A 15232-nucleotide genomic window follows, 5' to 3' on the forward strand; every position below is an offset into this window, starting at 1 on the left:
GCCACTCCTTTTTACTGAAAACGACGACGCGCATTTGCTTCTCGTGCGGCCTGCGCGACTTCAACCGATACCACTCTGCGCCCGACCGGCCACAGGGCAATCGCGGCAATCTTAAAGTTAGCAATGCCGACAGGAATGCCAATGATTGTGATGCACTGCGCGATCCCGGTGACGATATGCATCAGGCATAACCACCAGCCGAAGAAAATCAGCCACAGGATATTCAGCAGCGTCCCGCCGGTATTCATTAGCGCGTTTTGCCTCTCCGGATTCAGCTCATCCACGTGAACCGCTTCGTTACCGTAGGGGAACAGCGACAGCCTGGTGATTTCCCAGCATGAGCGCGTCAGTGGCAGCGTAAAAATCAGCACGATGCTGACCAGCGTGGCAAAAAGCCATGAAAGGGTGGTGGCAAAACCGCCAAGGACAAAATTCAGGACATTCAAAACGGTACGCATAAACCCTCAGTTCCTTTCGATATGATTAACGCCGGGGGATTGTAACGGTTTTTAGGCTGGAGCACCTTAAAACTGGCAGTTAAACTGTCAGGTAATTTATCTCATCGTGGATTTGGCGGGACATGGAACTTAAAGCAACTTCAATGGGCAAACGCCTGGCGCAGCATCCTTACGACAAGGTCGTCCTTCTCAATGCCGGGGTGAGGGTCTCTGGAGAACGCCACGAGTATCTTATTCCGTTTAATCAGCTGCTCGCGATCCACTGCAAGCGCGGGCTGGTATGGGGCGAGCTGGAGTTCGTGCTGCCGGACGATAAGGTGGTTCGGCTCCACGGCACGGAGTGGTCGGAAACTCAGCATTTCTATCACCATCTTAATGCACTCTGGCAGCGGTGGAGCCACGACATGAGCGTGATTGCGGCACAGGTGCTTGAGCAGGTGCTGGACGATATTGCCCAACGCGACGAGCAGCAAAAATGGCTCACCCGCCAGCAAACCGCGGAATTACAGCAAAAGATTTCGCAGGCCATCGCCGCGCTGCCGTTTCCCGCATCGCGTCTTGATGAATTTGAAAACTGCCGCGAGGCGTGGCGCAGGTGTCAGGCTTGGCTCGGCGACATAGATAAGAGCCGGATGGCGCATAATCAGGCATGGACCGATGCCATGCTGGTCCGGTACGCCGATTTCTTCCGCAATATTGAATCTTCGCCGCTTAATCCCGCTCAGGCGCGTGCGGTAGTCAACGGCGAGCGGTCGCTGCTGGTGCTGGCAGGGGCCGGAAGCGGCAAGACCTCGGTGCTGGTGGCGCGCGCGGGCTGGCTTCTGACGACGGGGGAGGCGGCCGCGGATCAGATTCTGCTGCTGGCGTTTGGCCGTAAAGCGGCGCAGGAAATGGATGAGCGCATCCAGCAGCGCCTGCACACCCAGGATATTTCGGCCCGCACCTTCCATTCCCTGGCGCTGCATATTATTCAGCAGGGCAGTAAAAAAGTCCCTGTCGTCAGCAGGCTGGAAAACGACGCCAAGGCGCGCCAGGCGCTGTTTATCAAGGCGTGGCGACAGCAGTGCAGCGAGAAAAAGGCGCAGGCAAAAGGGTGGCGGCAGTGGCTGGAAGAGGAGCTTGGCTGGGAGATGCCGGAAGGCTGCTTCTGGCAGGATGAAAAACTGGCGCGCCGCCTGGGTTCGCGCCTTGACCGCTGGGTGAGCCTGATGCGCATGCACGGTGGCACGCAGGCTGAAATGATTGAAAGCGCGCCGGAAGCGATCCGCGACCTCTTTTCAAAGCGGGTCAAGCTCATGGCGCCTATGCTTAAGGCGTGGAAGACGGCGCTGAAAGAGGAAAACGCCGTTGATTTTTCCGGCCTCATCCATCAGGCGATTATCATTCTGGAAAAAGGCCGCTTCGTTAGCCCGTGGAAGCATATTCTCATTGATGAGTTTCAGGATATCTCCCCTCAGCGCGCCGCGCTGCTTGCCGCGCTGCGCGCGCAAAATAAGCACACCTCGCTCTTTGCCGTTGGCGATGACTGGCAGGCCATTTACCGCTTCAGCGGTGCGCAGCTCTCGCTGACCACCGCGTTCCACCACTATTTTGGCGAGGGCGATCGCAGCGACCTCGACACCACCTACCGCTTTAATTCGCGAATCGGTGAAATTGCTAACCGCTTTATCCAGCAGAACCCGCACCAGCTTGCGAAGCCGCTGAACAGCCTGACGCCGGGAGATAAAAAGGCGGTGACGCTGCTTGCGGAGGATAAGCTCGAATCGCTGCTGGACAAGCTGAGCGGCTATGCCAAACCGGATGAGCGTATTTTGGTGCTGGCGCGCTACCATCACCTGAAACCTGCGGCGCTGGAAAAAGCGGCCACCCGCTGGCCGACGCTCCAGCTGGACTTTATGACCATTCACGCCAGCAAAGGCCAGCAGGCAGATTATGTCATCGTGATGGGATTAAAGGAGGGCAGCGACGGCTTCCCGGCCCCCGCGCGGGAATCGGTCATGGAAGAAGCGCTGCTCCCGGTTCCGGAAGATTTCCCGGATGCCGAAGAGCGTCGCCTGCTGTACGTGGCGATTACGCGCGCGCGCCATCGCGTCTGGCTGCTGTTCAACAACGATGCGCCATCGTCGTTTGTTGATATTCTAAAGGGGCTGGACGTGCCGGTGGCGAGAAAGCCTTAACGGAGTTGCCGGGCGGCGGCTGCGCCTGACCCGGCCTATAAAATGCGTAGGCTCGCGCAAGCGTCGCGCCACCGGGCAAAAAAACTACTTCAGCCTTTCGGCAAGATAGCGCGGATAGTCGGGGATCAGGATCTCAACCGGCGAGCCGAACTGCGGCGATTCAATGATGAAATCCGCCGTCGACAGGTTCGTGGCGACGGGAATATTCCACACCGTTGCCAGGCGCAGCAGCGCCTTTACGTCCGGGTCATGAGGCACCGCGTTCAGCGGGTCCCAGAAGAAAATCAGCACATCAATCTTGCCTTCCGAAATCTGCGCGCCAACCTGCTGATCGCCGCCCATTGGGCCGCTCAGCATGGCATTCACCTCAAGACCCGTTTCGCGATGGATCAGGTTGCCGGTAGTACCGGTTGCGGAAAGCGTATGCTGTTCCAGCAGCGCCTGATGGCGGCGAACCCAGTTGAGCAGCATCTGCTTACAGTGGTCGTGCGCGACCAGAGCAATGTGTTTGCGTTCGGGGAGGGTGCGTGTTGTCAGTTCCATAAATATATCCGTCAGTTTATCTGCCTACACGATGACGGGAAGCGCCTGACGCTGCAAGAGAAACGATGAAAAAATGTGGCTTAAGACGAGGGTTGCTGCTTTGCCCACTGCATAAAGCGGGCGCGCGTGTCCGGGTCGGCCTGCTGGAACCAGAATTTTAGCCGCTGCTCGGTGAGCGTCTGGGACTGGGGAGGAATAACGTCCAGCTCCGACACGCCGGATAACAGGGTGCTGTCGTCGGCCATCAGGGGGGCGAACTGGGGCAGGGAGGCGCGCCTGTTGGCTTTGTTATAGATTTCCGTGTCGGCTTCATAATCGGTGCCCTTGGGGGTTTGCGTCAGTGCCAGAATGTCGAGCTTAACGGGAATAGGCGTTGCATCGCCGTCAAGCAGCTCAACGCGCGGCGCGGCGTCGAATGCCATTGACTCTTTCTCCGTTTCAATGCGCGGAAGATGAAAGTTAACCTGGCTGACGCGCTGCGTGTCGAAGCTCATGACCAGCGGGGGAGAGATATACGTCCGCAGCTCGTGGTTCGTCAGGCGAATGGTCTTCTCAATGCGAAAAACCACCTGATGTGGCCCGTTATCCAGTTCGATGCTGTCAGCCCCGCGCAGCAGCGAGCTCGAGACTTTTTTCCCATCCAGCACCAGCAGATCGATATCGGTAGAGAGCCTCAGCGTCGTAGCAAAGACGCAAACCGGCATAATTAACGCAATCACCGCAGAGGCAAGGCCGGTTTTCATAGGGCGCTCCTGTTGAAAGGACGTGTGTCGTCATAATGTGTCTATATTTTTCGCGGTTCACGTTTACTAACATATAGACATAAAACCTCGTTTTGCCCTCATGCGTCCGTATGGGATAGATGGTTGTACCGCGTGCTATGACGTACACTTTGAAAAAAGCCAGGAGGAAGAGCATGAAAGAGAACGATATTGCCGGGATTCTGACGTCCACACGCACCATTGCGCTGGTCGGGGCAAGCGACAAACCCGATCGCCCAAGCTATCGGGTCATGAAGTATTTGCTCGATCAGGGCTATCACGTGATTCCCGTGTCGCCAAAGGTGGCGGGCAAAACGCTGCTGGGCCAGCAGGGTTACGCCACGCTGGCTGACGTGCCGGAAAAAATTGATATGGTCGATGTATTCCGCAACTCGGAGGCCGCCTGGGGCGTGGCGCAGGAGGCGATCGCCATTGGCGCGAAAACGCTGTGGATGCAGCTTGGGGTGATTAACGAGCAGGCCGCGGTGCTGGCGCGCGACGCGGGGCTGACGGTCGTGATGGACCGCTGTCCGGCGATAGAAATCCCCCGGTTGGGGCTGGCAAAGTAACAAAAAAAAGCCCGTTAATCGGGCTTTTTTTACACCGTTAGTTCCTCAGGCGGGGAGCCTGTAGCTGTTTACGGATCGTTTGTGCGAGTTCGTCCATGGTGGGTTGCTCCGGATGTTCTTCCTGCAGCTCACCGCTCAGCTGTGCTTCAGCAAGATAGGTGTGCACCGGCTGCCCGTCGTCGCCTTCCATGACCACGTGATACCAGGGCGCGGCGCGAAGCTCTGCGTCAACCGCCAGCTCGTCGGCTGACGGTTCATCGAGGGAATACTCCGGGTCGATATCCACGACCACACCCAAATACCCAAGCAAGGTGTGGCGGACCTGCTGGCCGATACCGAATTTGCTGGCAATCATAGTCACCTCCCGGGAAACATTGCTTACGCTCTATGTGCGGGCAATATTTCTCTTTTCAAGTTACATGACGCGACAGGCAAACCCTTTCAGATACAGCCCTTCCGGGTAGGTAGCGATCACAGGATGGTCTGCTGCCTGACGGAACTGCTCTATAAATTGTACATCACGACCCGCATCTATTGCGGCATCGGCGATGATTTTCTGAAATAAATCGGTGGTCATCAGCCCGGAGCAGGAGAAGGTCAGCAGCACGCCGCCCGGGTTCAGCAGCTGGATCGCCAGCATGTTGATGTCTTTGTAGCCGCGGCAGGCGCCCATCAGCTGGCTTTTGTTCTCGACGAACTTCGGCGGGTCCATCACGATGACGTCAAATTTTTCACCCTGGTCGCGATATTTGCGCAGCAGCTTGAACACGTCGTCGCGCACGAATTCGGCCTTGCTCAGGTCCAGCCTGTTCAGCTCGACGTTCTGTTTCGCCACGTCCAGCGCTTCCTGAGACGTATCAACGCTCACCACCTGCGCGCAGCCGCCCATCAGGGCAGAGACCGCAAAACCGCCGGTGTAGGAGAAGCAGTTCAGCACGCGCTTGTCGGCCACGTACTGGCGCGTCGCCAGACGGCTGTCGCGCTGATCGAGGTAATAGCCGGTTTTATGCCCGCCCTGAATATCCACCAGCAGCTTCATGCCGTGCTCTTCAATAGGCAGCAGGGCAGGCGGCAGTTCGCCGGTGACCGGGCCCTGCGTCAGCTCCAGCCCCTCCTTTTTACGTACCGCCACGTCGCTGCGGTCGTAAATGGCGCACTGCGGGAAAACGGACTGCAGGGCGCTAATCAGCGCGGCGCGCTGGTATTCGGCACCGGCGCTCAGCAGCTGCAGCACCAGGAAATCGCCAAAGCGGTCAATCGTCACGCCCGGCATGCCGTCTGATTCACCGGCAATCAGGCGATAGCTGTCCAGCCCGTCGCGCTTTGCCAGCCACTCGCGCCACTGCTGCGCCTGCTGCAGGCGGCGCACGAAGAAATCGATATCGATGGTTTCATCTTTATCGAACGTCCAGACGCGGGCGCGGATCTGGGACGCGGGCGAATAAGCGCCGCGGGCTAACCATTTCCCCTGATGGTCAACGATATCGATGGTTTCACCGAGGCTGGCTTTGCCTTCCATGCGGGCAACCGCGCCGGAGAAGACCCAGGGATGGCGGCGCAACAATGACTTCTCGCGCCCTTTGGCTAACACTAAACGTACGCTCATAATTTGCTATTCTGTCGATTCAAGAAAATGGCCGCCATTTTCCCGAGTTCAGTGGGGAAATGCAACGCGCCTGACGGATAAGGAGAGAGATGATGTCAAAAGTCTGCACAATGGCCTGGGTTCACGGCCTGGTTCAGGGCGTCGGGTTTCGCTACAGCACCCAGCGCGAAGCCGTTCAGCTTGGCCTCACGGGATACGCGCGCAACATGGACGACGGCAGCGTAGAGGTGCTGGCCTGCGGCGACGCGGAGCAGGTGGACAAGCTGATGGCGTGGCTAAAAGCGGGCGGGCCGCGCAGCGCGCGGGTTGATAAGGTCCTGACCGAACCGCACCAACCCGGCAGAGAATACGTGAACTTTGGTATTCGCTATTAAATGCACTTCACCGGCTTTGGCAGGCCGGCAATTTTGGTCGCCTGCTTGGCCGGGCCTTTCGGGAACAGGCGGTACAGGTAGCGGCTATTGCCTTTCTCTTCACCGAACGTATTCGCCATCGCCTTCACCAGCATACGGATTGCGGGCGAAGTGTTAAATTCGAGATAAAACGCGCGCACGAAGCGCACCACTTCCCAGTGTTCCGGGGTAAGGGCGATGGCCTCTTTTTCGGCAATCACCTCTGCCAGCGCTTCGCTCCACTGGCCGCTGTCTTTAAGATAGCCATCGTTATCGGTTTCGATCTCTTTACCTTCAAAGCTCAACATAATCATTCACACGTTAGTCAAAAACCTGCGAAGTGTAGCAAAAGAGCCGCCGTGGAATAAACAGTCCCCTACAGCAGCAGCTGGAGCAGGTTGTTGGCATTGAGCTTTTTTAGCGCGTTGCACTTGTGGGTGGAAACTTGCTTCTCCGCCATATTGGTCAGGATCGCGATATGGCGCACGGGTATGCCGCCAATCAGCAGGTCAAGCACGTTGAACTCGGTTCCCGTCAGGCAGCTGTCCAGGCTGCGCGTGCGCCGGGGCTCTTTGGCCAGCACGTACGGCGCGTCCGCAACGGCAACTCTGTCGTCGATGATGTAAATCGTAAGCCTCTGAAAGCGCTTGCGCAGGTGTGTCGCCAGCGCCCAGCCCTTTTCATTGCATATCAAATAGAGCGAACCCTGCCAGCGCGCGGCTTCAAGCCGGAAAAGAATATTGATCAGCGACTGATGGGCGGCCGTAATGGAGAAACGACAGCGGATCGCCAGCGTGTTGCGCGCCAGCAGCGCAGGATGCCAGCGAATGCCCTGGCTCTCCACCAGGGCCTGTGGGTGACGGCGCAGCAGGGAAAAGCGCAGGCCTTCGGCATAAAATCGGTTGTTATCAAGAATGGCGTAGCTCACGGTTCCCTCGTCATAGCGTGCTGGGGGTGTAGATCACGCGCAGCGTGCCGGTGTAGTCTCCGGCGTTTTTGCTGCTGGCGGCAAAGGCCGGCGTCGTCAGCGTGATGGGCGCCGGAATGCACAGCACGGTTTCGCGGCCACCGGGCAGGATGACCTGACGCAGATAATCAGGGTTATTGGTGCCTTGCCAGACGATCGCTTTGCCGTTCGTAACGCTCTCCTTCGCGCCGGTTATCGGGTTAGTCACCGACACGCGGTAGTCGAGGCGATCCCGCTCCTGTGTTGGGCTTCCTCCGCGGCGGCGAATGGAAAACGCGCCGTCCGCGCGTCCGGCCGCGGCCGCGCCGTCGTCCTCGAAGCGGATAAACGCGCGCGGGCTGGTGGCGTTATTGCCGTCGTACAGGCACATGTCGAGCGTGTTTTCGCCCTGAATCTCGCTGCCGCCGGGGCGGCCCGGGAAGTTGGTCAGGTTCAGGTTGACGATCGGCGTCGAGTGGGGAAACGCGGGCAGATAGATCTGCTGATTGCCTGAATCCACCACCTCGATGCGAATCGAGGCCTGCCAGCTGGCGATGGTCATATAGCCCGGGCAGCCCACGTTAAGATCACCGAAGTTTCCCCCGCAGGTGGCGCTTCCCCACTCGCGCAGGTTTTGCTTCAGCGTGGCGGTCCAGATGCCGGCCTGGTTAAGCTTGTTCAACTCGCTTTTCACGATGTAGTAATCAAAATAGGGTTCGCTGTTCCACGCCGCAATATCCTCCGAGCCGCCGGTCACGTAGCTGGCGAAGACGAAGGTTCTGCCGTTGATGAACATATGCTTTTCGCCATAGACCTTAACGTCCACCGTTTTTTTGGACACCGCGTGGGTGAAGCGCAGATTGATGGCATAGGGTGAGGCCGGGTTGGCCGTAAACCATACCGGCGCCGTCATGCAGGCCCCGAAGGTCGGGTCGGTGCGCGACGGGCAGGTGAGGGTATTTCGCCCCCACTTCTGCGGATTGCTGGCGATAAAGCCGCCCGACTCGTGCAGCCAGATGTCCAGGCGTGCGGGGGAGGCCAGGCGATCGAAGCTTACCCCGACGCTGGTGTTTCTGCCCCCCGCGCTGGCCGCCAGCGCCTGGCCGGCTCCTGCGCTTAACAGCAGTAAAACAAAGAGAAATTTTTTCACATCATGTTCCTGTCGTTATTTTTTAGCGTTCATCGCGGTTGGGCTGGCCAGCGGCGCGCGTCCGGCAAGCATCAGCTGCGCCTGCTGCTGCACCGTGTCCGGCAGCGCCGAGAACGTCAGCTCCTGGCAGGTCACCGCCCCCACGTAGCGCACCACGTCGCGCATGCTTTTTACCTGCAGCGCGCATTCGTAGAACTGCTGCTGTTTGACCAGGTAGAGGGCGTGGAGCAGGGCGTCGCTTTGCGCGCTAAAGCCGCCGTTGCCGAGATCGCTCCAGCCGTTAACGTTGAGCGGCACGCCACCGACGAACGGGGTGTGCTGGCCGTCGGTCAGCTGGCCGAGCCAGGTGTAGCGGGTCGTGGTTTGCACGTCGCGGCGCAGCATTTTTCCCGGCACCATAAAGACGGTCCGGCTGCCCGACCCCTGGGTGATCTCGCTGCCGGCTCCACGGGAAACGTCCAGCGATTCGTTCACCGTCAGGGTCGTCTGCTGGTAGCCCGGCAGGGCGAAAAGCGCCCGCGCGTTGGCCGGGACGTCCGCGCTTCCGCCGTTGTCCAGCGACACGGCAACGCGCGAATCCGGCGTCTCTTCCGGCGTGAGAACGTCCACCGCAATCGCGGAAGCAGGTCGGCCGTCGCTCCAGCGGCCAAACCACAGGCCGGAGCGCGAGAGGGCAAGCGTGGAGCTGTAGCTGCCGCTGCTGCTCAGCGTGTGCTTGCTGTCCTGACGATCCCAGGCGTCGCTGACCGTCAGGCTGGCGTTGCCGTATCGGCCCCCCTGGCGCGTATAGGCTGACGCGTTAACCGAGTCGCTGTTGATGCCCGAGGCGTTAAGGCCGTATTCGTTCTCGCCGCGCGCATCGGTATACCAGTTGTGCGACGCGCTGTAGCTCATCTGGTCCTTTTGACGCTGCTGGTGCTGCCAGGTCGCGCCCAGCGAGGTATAGCTTGACGCATCGCCCTGGCGGCTGTGCGCCATCGAGACGCTTACGCTGAGATAGGCCCCCTTGTCGCGGCCGTCGCGCGAGTGGTCGTTACGCATAAACAGGCTGACGCTGCTGTTGACGTTCAGCCCGCGGGTGCTAAAGCTGTTGCTCAACCCACCCTGCCACGCCTGCGAGCGCGAGCGGGTCATATAGACGTTGTCCCAGGGGAGCCCCTGGTCGTGGCGGTCATCGCCATCCGGAAGCTCGCGGCGGGAGACGTAGCGCCCTTCGTTGCGGTTGTCCGAGTAGCCCAGGCTTGCATACCAGCTGCCGACGGGGACGGAAAACATCACCGACAGCGAGCGGTAGCAGCCGTTGATGGCGTCAAAGCCGGTGCTGAGCGAGTCGCAGCTATCCGCGGACAGCGCGTTGCGGTAAACGCTCAGCGAAAAGCCGTCGCTGTAGCTCACCTGCTGGATGTTGCCGCGCTCGCCTTTGCTGCCGTACAGGTAGCTGAAGCGGGTGCTCAGGACGCCGTCAACAGGGCCCGCGTTGAACCCGCGGCTCCAGTCGAGCGCATTTTCCACAAACTGATGGTGTTTCGTGGTCGTCCCGCCGCTGGTCAGCGCCAGCGTCGGGGTTATGGGCAGGCGAACACCCGCCTGCGCCACGGCGGAGCGGGACGCACTGGGATCGTCGTTATCCGTTTCGCCCGCCTGCATAAACCACTCCACGCGGTCAAACGGAGTGATGCCGGTGCGGGTAAACGGTATCTGCTCGGTGCGCGTTAGGCGGTTGTTTTCATAGATGGAGAGCGTGACCGTGTAGCTGCCGTCCGGGAAGGCGCGGGTGTCCAGCGTTTGCGCCCCGGCGTTCAGGTAGAAGCTGGCCAGCAGCTGGCTGCCGCGCCGCGCGTCAATGCGCGCATCGTGGGAAAGCAGCACGGTAATCGGCGTGCCCTTTGACTGCTGGACCGGATTGATCCACGCGCGGGTCGAGCCCGCGCGCAGGCCGCGAATTTTGCCCAGCGGAAGCTGGCTAAGGTTGATGTTGCCGCCCGCGTTGCTGAACAGATCGCGGGTATCCATTTCGCCCGCCTGAAGGTAGTACTGGCGCAGAATATCCTGGCGAAACCACGCGTTGTTGATCGTGACATCCTGCTGCTGCCGGTGCCGCGAGCGCTGTCCCTGCCAGGTCCAGTCCAGGTTGAGATAGCCGTCCTGCGTAACGGCCAGCGCGCCGTTGCCCTGCACGGTGGCCGACTGGTAATCCTCGTCGGCGACGAAGTTGATGTTCTGCTGGTGGATCAGGGCGTTTTCCGCGTCGCTCGTCGGCTGATACCACTGGCTCTCCTCGGAGGGCTTAGGCAAGAAGGCTTTATCAAAAAACAGGTTAATGCGCGCGTTGTTTTCATCGTAAATAATCGCCGCGCTGCGGGTGTCGATGTAGTCACATCCGCTGGCGGAGCCGTTGCTGCTGCACGCCAGGTTTCCGTTACGCGCGAGCGGCGCGGACAAGGTCGCGCTGAGGGAGGCGATCAGTTTCGGATCGTCATTAAACCGGCGCTTAACGGCGGCGATCAGCGCGTCGGGCGCGACAAACGTGACCGTTTCAAGATTGATATCGGTTTCAAACAGGCCGAGCGAATCGCCGTAGAGGCTGACTTCGGTCCACAGGCGCTGCGTTTTCGCCAGATCTTCAAAGCCCAAAGGAACAGCCATATCGGCATGAACGAGTGGAGCGGAAGCGGGTAACAAAACGGCAAAGAGGAGAGTATTTCTGTGAAAAGCCATGAACGAGCCTCGACGTCATCCTGACATCAGAGGGTGGGCACCCTCTGATGTATTTCCTTTTACGAGCTGTGGGGTTACGCACCGCCTTCCGCAGTGGTCGCCTGGGTCAGCATCAGGCTTACGACGCCGCTGTACTGGCCGGTTTTGACGATGCCTTTCGTGGTCTGAGAAATGGTCAGCGGCAGCACGGCAGAACCGTTTTCAATGCTGCCCGGGAACAGCTCGGTGCCGGTAAATTCAGCGTCGGTGGTGTTCAGGGTTTTGTCGCCCAGCTTTACGGTCATCGGGATCGTTTCATCCCCATCGGCGTTGGTCAGTTTTGCCGCGCTGACAAGGCGCACCTTGACGTTGCTGGTCGCGGAGTTAGACCACACCTTGGTGTTAAGGCGATAGCTCTCCAGGCCGCGGCCCGGCAGGTACTGCATATCAATGCTGGCCGGCAGCGGGGTGTTGTCCGCCTGCGTCATGTCGAGCTGTGAATCGACGCTGGCATTTACCGTGATGTCTTTCTGGATAGCCATCGCGCTGAACGCCGTGGACATCGCGGCAACGATCATCAGAGGTTTAATATACTTTTTCATTGATATCTCCATATTTACAGACGAGCTCCATTAGCCCTTTTAAACAAACCACGAGGGGTTCTACAGTGACGTCGCGTTATTGCACGACGGGTAAATCTGCTTCCTCAGCCGTTTTATTTATCCAGTTGAAGTAGCGGAATTTGTATTTCTGGCCCTTGACCTTCGCGAGCGTTTTTAATTGACGCTCCGTATCGGGGTAAATCGTCGCGTCCTCCTTAATCCACCTGCAATTATCCGCCGCGTCGCACACGCCTATCTCCTTAAGCGGCACGCGCACGGTGCCGTCATTTTTCAGCGTTCCCCGCGCGGGGTTGATGCCCAGCGAGACCACCACCTTTTCCGGCGCGAGGTGTACCAGCGCGCCCCAGATGACGTTTACGCCGAGTTTGGCGCTGGCCGCAGGGCCGCCCGAGGGCGAGGGGATAATGCTTTCCGGCTGTTTGACGCCTTCAAAATAGACGCGCCACGTGCTCTCTTTCGCAGGCGCGGTCAGCGACACCAGGCGAACAACCCGTAACGCGCCTGCGGCAAGGGCAAATTTCTCCGGCGTGACGACAATGCCTCCTTCTTTCCATGCGGCCACGTCGATCTCTTTCTCCTGCGGCGTACCCGGATTAAGAATTTTCTTTTGCCTCACCCGAATGAACTGAATATCATCACTTTTAGATGCCACTTTTATCTGCGCTGCACCGGAACTTTCCACATTCAGTTCCATGGGATAAACGCTCATATTGGCCATTGTCATTTCGGAGAAAAATGACAATGAAATTGCGGCTGCGTAAAACGTGTTGGTCATATTCATTAATTTGTTCTGCTTCAAGATTGCCTGCCTGCTTTTGGTTCATTCACGGCGGTTGTCCACCCGTGTCCGTCCGCTGTCATCGTGCTTCAGGGCAGGGAAACTTTAACCAGAACAGCATGTTGTGAATGCTTGTATCGCTTAACTTGCTATGTATAGGTTTTTATTCTGCTTTGTCTGGTTTATAGTTGTTTGGTTAAAATAAAATGCCGTGACGGAGAGCGTTCAGGAAGAACCTTCTGATGCGAAAACAGGCGAGTCAATGCGCTATTTTCGCCGCCTGCCGTTCTTTATGAATACAGCGCAGGTGCACGGCATAACCTGAGAATAAAATATGTTTTTTATATGCAATAATTCGCTGTTATTTGATCCTGAAGCACACGTAATTAGTCCTGTGAGTCAACCTGAATCGGCAATTACCCTTTCGGCTCCCGCCGTGCGTCTTTTACAGGAATTTATTCGTAATAAGGGCAAAGACCTCAGCCGGGAGGAATTAATTACCCGCGTCTGGGAGGCGTTTGGCTTCACGCCGTCGGGGAATAATCTGAACAAAGCCGTGAGTGAATTACGCAAAGGCTTTCAGTCGCTCGGCGAGCACAACGACGTTATCGTGACCGTGCCGCGCTACGGATTCCGCTTTGAGGCGGACGTCAGCTGCCAGCCAAAAAAGCGCTTTTTGCCTGCCGACCCCGTTCCTGAGCCGAACGCCAGCGTGAAGAAACCGCCGATCGGGCGCTGGCCTGTCTGGGGGAAGAAGCGCGCGGCGCTGGCGGTAATCGCCGCGGTGGCGATGGGGCTTGTTATATACGCCTTCAGCCCCCGGGCGTTGACCGTACCCGCGATGCTCAAGCCGGTGAAGGAGAAAATTGGCCAGTGCAGCATCTGGCTTATCAACGATCACGGTCGACCGCTGGTGCTGTCAAAAATGGAACCGCTGCTGGAGGCGAACAACGTTGCGTGCCATCGCGAGGCGTACAACATCTACTATTTCAGCGCGCGCTTCACGATTGCCGCCGCGGACGAAGTGTTCATCGGCGCCTGTCCGGTAAGCCCAATCAGCTTTTGTAAAACCATTCGTTATAAGAGCGGGGCGGAGCAATGAAAATAACGCTGTTATCCGCGCTGGGCTGTGCGCTGGTGGGGGGAGCCGTGGGGCTCGCCATTTGCACAATTCTTACTCACAGAGGGGATGCGCTGGCCTGCAGCACGGAGTTCAATTTTATTCGCAATCAGGGAAGGGCAAGCGAGGTGAAGGTGAACGCGATCGCGCAGTTTTATTTCCACAAGGATGGGACGGGGCTGACGACGTATAAAGGCGCCGCGTCGGCGGAAGGGCGCAATATGATCATCGACAGAGACGTGGATTTTAGCTGGCACCGTCGAGACGATGACAACGTTATTGTTCTCACCTATACCAAAACCTGGCGGCGGCATAATGATAATACGCCCGATACGCAGTGGGGCAGTTTTGCTCGCCCGACGGCACGTTATTATCTGACGCTGTCTGAACTTTCGCCTTCGGTCTGGCTGATTCAGGACCGGCTCTATCCCACCTATGTTTGCCGGGGAGAGTAAGGCATAAAAAAAGGAGAATGCCTGAGGCATTCTCCTTTTCTGTTAGATATCAGTCGGCTTAATCGCGGCTGGCGAAGCCCAGGATGCTGAGCAGGCTGACGAAGATGTTGTACAGCGACACGTACAGGCTCACGGTGGCGCGGATGTAGTTGGTCTCACCGCCGTGAATGATGTTGCTGGTTTCATACAGGATCGCGCCGGATGAAATCAGGATGAACACCGCGCTGATCGCCAGGTGCAGCGCAGGCAGCTGCAGGAAGATGTTCGCCACCATGCCGATCAGCACCACCACGATACCCGCCATGAGCATCCCGCCGAGGAAGGACATATCCTTGCGGGTGGTCAGCACGTAGGCCGAGCAGCAGAAGAAGACCAGCGCGGTACCGCCCAGCGCCATGCCGATGACGTCACCCATTCCGGCAGACAGATAGGCGTTCAGGATCGGCCCCAGAATGTAGCCCAGGAAGCCGGTAAAGGCGAAGGCGGACAGAATGCCCACCGGTTTATCGGCGGTTTTGTAGGTCAGGAACATCAGGCCGTACATGCCCACCAGCGTCAGGATCAGCCCCGGAGACGGCAGCATCAGCACGGTGCTGGCCGTTGCGGTGATCGCCGAAAACGCCAGCGTCAGGCTGAGCATGAAATAGGTATTGCGCAGCACCTTGTGGGTGCTGAGTAGCGACGTGCGGTCGCGTGAAGAAGTAATTATACGGTCCATGAGTCACTCTCTTATGACAGATGTAATTGACGGCAAGCATAGGAAACGCAGCGCCAGACTCAAAATGGTTTTACCCATCTTTACTCAGTGCGTTAGGCCATTAGCTGGCTATTTATTCTGCAAAAATCCCTTTTCGTAGAAGGAATGGCGATTTAGCGATTTTATTCAGATCAAGCTCTTATAGGTTACTGAAAATTATTGCGTTATTACAGCCCCGGCGCTAAGAGTTATTTCCGGAT

At 58.1% G+C, this 15232-nt stretch carries 17 protein-coding genes; 5 read left to right on the plus strand and 12 right to left on the minus strand.

What is annotated here, in order from left to right:
- Positions 1–11 precede the first annotated feature (11 nt).
- Complete coding sequence (locus DBY73_RS00290; RefSeq protein ID WP_112009244.1) at positions 12–458, minus strand: YccF domain-containing protein; 447 nt, start codon at positions 456–458, stop codon at positions 12–14.
- Between the two features lie 122 nt (positions 459–580).
- Between DBY73_RS00290 and helD the strand changes: the two genes are divergently transcribed.
- A complete protein-coding gene (gene helD, locus DBY73_RS00295; protein ID WP_112009245.1) occupies positions 581–2635 on the plus strand; it encodes a DNA helicase IV in 2055 nt (684 codons plus the stop codon).
- Positions 2636–2719: 84 nt separating this feature from the next.
- On the opposite strand, the gene mgsA is transcribed toward helD, so the two are convergent.
- Both mgsA and DBY73_RS00305 read right to left on the minus strand, forming a co-directional pair.
- Positions 2720–3178 carry a methylglyoxal synthase gene (mgsA, locus tag DBY73_RS00300; protein ID WP_112009246.1) on the minus strand — a complete coding sequence of 153 codons (459 nt, stop codon included), beginning with the start codon at positions 3176–3178 and terminating at the stop codon, positions 2720–2722.
- 80 nt (positions 3179–3258) lie between these two features.
- Positions 3259–3921: a DUF2057 family protein gene (locus tag DBY73_RS00305; protein WP_112009247.1), complete on the minus strand. Its 663-nt coding sequence runs from the start codon at positions 3919–3921 to the stop codon at positions 3259–3261.
- Between the two features lie 173 nt (positions 3922–4094).
- On the opposite strand from DBY73_RS00305, the gene DBY73_RS00310 reads away from it, so the two are divergent.
- A complete protein-coding gene (locus DBY73_RS00310; RefSeq protein ID WP_112009248.1) occupies positions 4095–4508 on the plus strand; it encodes a CoA-binding protein in 414 nt (137 codons plus the stop codon).
- A 37-nt stretch (positions 4509–4545) separates the two neighbouring features.
- On the opposite strand, the gene hspQ is transcribed toward DBY73_RS00310, so the two are convergent.
- Positions 4546–4863 carry a heat shock protein HspQ gene (gene hspQ / locus DBY73_RS00315; RefSeq protein ID WP_112009249.1) on the minus strand — a complete coding sequence of 106 codons (318 nt, stop codon included), beginning with the start codon at positions 4861–4863 and terminating at the stop codon, positions 4546–4548.
- Positions 4864–4923: 60 nt separating this feature from the next.
- The gene (gene rlmI / locus DBY73_RS00320; RefSeq protein WP_112009250.1) at positions 4924–6114 is read right to left on the minus strand and encodes a 23S rRNA (cytosine(1962)-C(5))-methyltransferase RlmI; all 1191 of its coding nucleotides are present in this window, start codon (positions 6112–6114) and stop codon (positions 4924–4926) included.
- Between the two features lie 92 nt (positions 6115–6206).
- Between rlmI and yccX the strand changes: the two genes are divergently transcribed.
- Positions 6207–6488, plus strand: a complete 282-nt coding sequence (yccX, locus tag DBY73_RS00325) for an acylphosphatase (RefSeq protein ID WP_112009251.1) — start codon at positions 6207–6209, stop codon at positions 6486–6488.
- On the opposite strand, the gene tusE is transcribed toward yccX, so the two are convergent.
- From tusE to DBY73_RS00355, 6 genes are all read right to left on the minus strand, one after another.
- Positions 6485–6814 carry a sulfurtransferase TusE gene (gene tusE, locus DBY73_RS00330; protein ID WP_112009600.1) on the minus strand — a complete coding sequence of 110 codons (330 nt, stop codon included), beginning with the start codon at positions 6812–6814 and terminating at the stop codon, positions 6485–6487. The two genes, yccX and tusE, sit on opposite strands and share 4 nt — an antisense overlap.
- Positions 6815–6882: 68 nt before the next feature.
- Positions 6883–7434, minus strand: a complete 552-nt coding sequence (locus DBY73_RS00335) for a LuxR C-terminal-related transcriptional regulator (RefSeq protein ID WP_112009252.1) — start codon at positions 7432–7434, stop codon at positions 6883–6885.
- 10 nt (positions 7435–7444) lie between these two features.
- The gene (locus DBY73_RS00340; RefSeq protein ID WP_112009253.1) at positions 7445–8602 is read right to left on the minus strand and encodes a CfaE/CblD family pilus tip adhesin; all 1158 of its coding nucleotides are present in this window, start codon (positions 8600–8602) and stop codon (positions 7445–7447) included.
- Between the two features lie 15 nt (positions 8603–8617).
- Positions 8618–11320: a TcfC E-set like domain-containing protein gene (locus DBY73_RS00345; protein WP_112009254.1), complete on the minus strand. Its 2703-nt coding sequence runs from the start codon at positions 11318–11320 to the stop codon at positions 8618–8620.
- 74 nt (positions 11321–11394) lie between these two features.
- Positions 11395–11901: a CS1 type fimbrial major subunit gene (locus DBY73_RS00350; protein ID WP_112009255.1), complete on the minus strand. Its 507-nt coding sequence runs from the start codon at positions 11899–11901 to the stop codon at positions 11395–11397.
- Positions 11902–11977: 76 nt separating this feature from the next.
- Positions 11978–12604 (minus strand): fimbrial protein, encoded by a 627-nt coding sequence (locus DBY73_RS00355; RefSeq protein ID WP_258458331.1) that lies wholly within the window; start codon positions 12602–12604, stop codon positions 11978–11980.
- 490 nt (positions 12605–13094) lie between these two features.
- Between DBY73_RS00355 and DBY73_RS00360 the strand changes: the two genes are divergently transcribed.
- The gene (locus DBY73_RS00360) at positions 13095–13802 is read left to right on the plus strand and encodes a winged helix-turn-helix domain-containing protein (RefSeq protein WP_258458332.1); all 708 of its coding nucleotides are present in this window, start codon (positions 13095–13097) and stop codon (positions 13800–13802) included.
- Positions 13799–14275: a hypothetical protein gene (locus tag DBY73_RS00365; RefSeq protein WP_112009257.1), complete on the plus strand. Its 477-nt coding sequence runs from the start codon at positions 13799–13801 to the stop codon at positions 14273–14275. The genes DBY73_RS00360 and DBY73_RS00365 overlap by 4 nt, the downstream gene beginning before the upstream one ends.
- A gap of 58 nt (positions 14276–14333) precedes the next feature.
- On the opposite strand, the gene yccA is transcribed toward DBY73_RS00365, so the two are convergent.
- The gene (yccA, locus tag DBY73_RS00370; RefSeq protein ID WP_112009258.1) at positions 14334–14993 is read right to left on the minus strand and encodes an FtsH protease modulator YccA; all 660 of its coding nucleotides are present in this window, start codon (positions 14991–14993) and stop codon (positions 14334–14336) included.
- Between the last annotated feature and the right edge of the window lie 239 nt (positions 14994–15232).

Origin of the sequence: Enterobacter sp. RIT418 (assembly GCF_003057745.1) — a bacterium.
In the GTDB taxonomy this organism is placed as follows: domain Bacteria; phylum Pseudomonadota; class Gammaproteobacteria; order Enterobacterales; family Enterobacteriaceae; genus Enterobacter.

Bases quoted from the DNA above. Each gene is read 5' to 3' on its own strand.
- DBY73_RS00310 (WP_112009248.1), top strand. From the start codon at position 4,095: ATGAAAGAGAACGATATTGCCGGGATTCTGACGTCCACACGCACCATT.
- yccX (WP_112009251.1), top strand. From the start codon at position 6,207: ATGTCAAAAGTCTGCACAATGGCCTGGGTTCACGGCCTGGTTCAGGGC.
- DBY73_RS00350 (WP_112009255.1), bottom strand. From the start codon at position 11,901: ATGAAAAAGTATATTAAACCTCTGATGATCGTTGCCGCGATGTCCACG.
- DBY73_RS00290 (WP_112009244.1), bottom strand. From the start codon at position 458: ATGCGTACCGTTTTGAATGTCCTGAATTTTGTCCTTGGCGGTTTTGCC.
- mgsA (WP_112009246.1), bottom strand. From the start codon at position 3,178: ATGGAACTGACAACACGCACCCTCCCCGAACGCAAACACATTGCTCTG.
- DBY73_RS00365 (WP_112009257.1), top strand. From the start codon at position 13,799: ATGAAAATAACGCTGTTATCCGCGCTGGGCTGTGCGCTGGTGGGGGGA.
- DBY73_RS00345 (WP_112009254.1), bottom strand. From the start codon at position 11,320: ATGGCTTTTCACAGAAATACTCTCCTCTTTGCCGTTTTGTTACCCGCT.
- DBY73_RS00305 (WP_112009247.1), bottom strand. From the start codon at position 3,921: ATGAAAACCGGCCTTGCCTCTGCGGTGATTGCGTTAATTATGCCGGTT.
- hspQ (WP_112009249.1), bottom strand. From the start codon at position 4,863: ATGATTGCCAGCAAATTCGGTATCGGCCAGCAGGTCCGCCACACCTTG.
- rlmI (WP_112009250.1), bottom strand. From the start codon at position 6,114: ATGAGCGTACGTTTAGTGTTAGCCAAAGGGCGCGAGAAGTCATTGTTG.
- yccA (WP_112009258.1), bottom strand. From the start codon at position 14,993: ATGGACCGTATAATTACTTCTTCACGCGACCGCACGTCGCTACTCAGC.
- tusE (WP_112009600.1), bottom strand. From the start codon at position 6,814: ATGTTGAGCTTTGAAGGTAAAGAGATCGAAACCGATAACGATGGCTAT.
- helD (WP_112009245.1), top strand. From the start codon at position 581: ATGGAACTTAAAGCAACTTCAATGGGCAAACGCCTGGCGCAGCATCCT.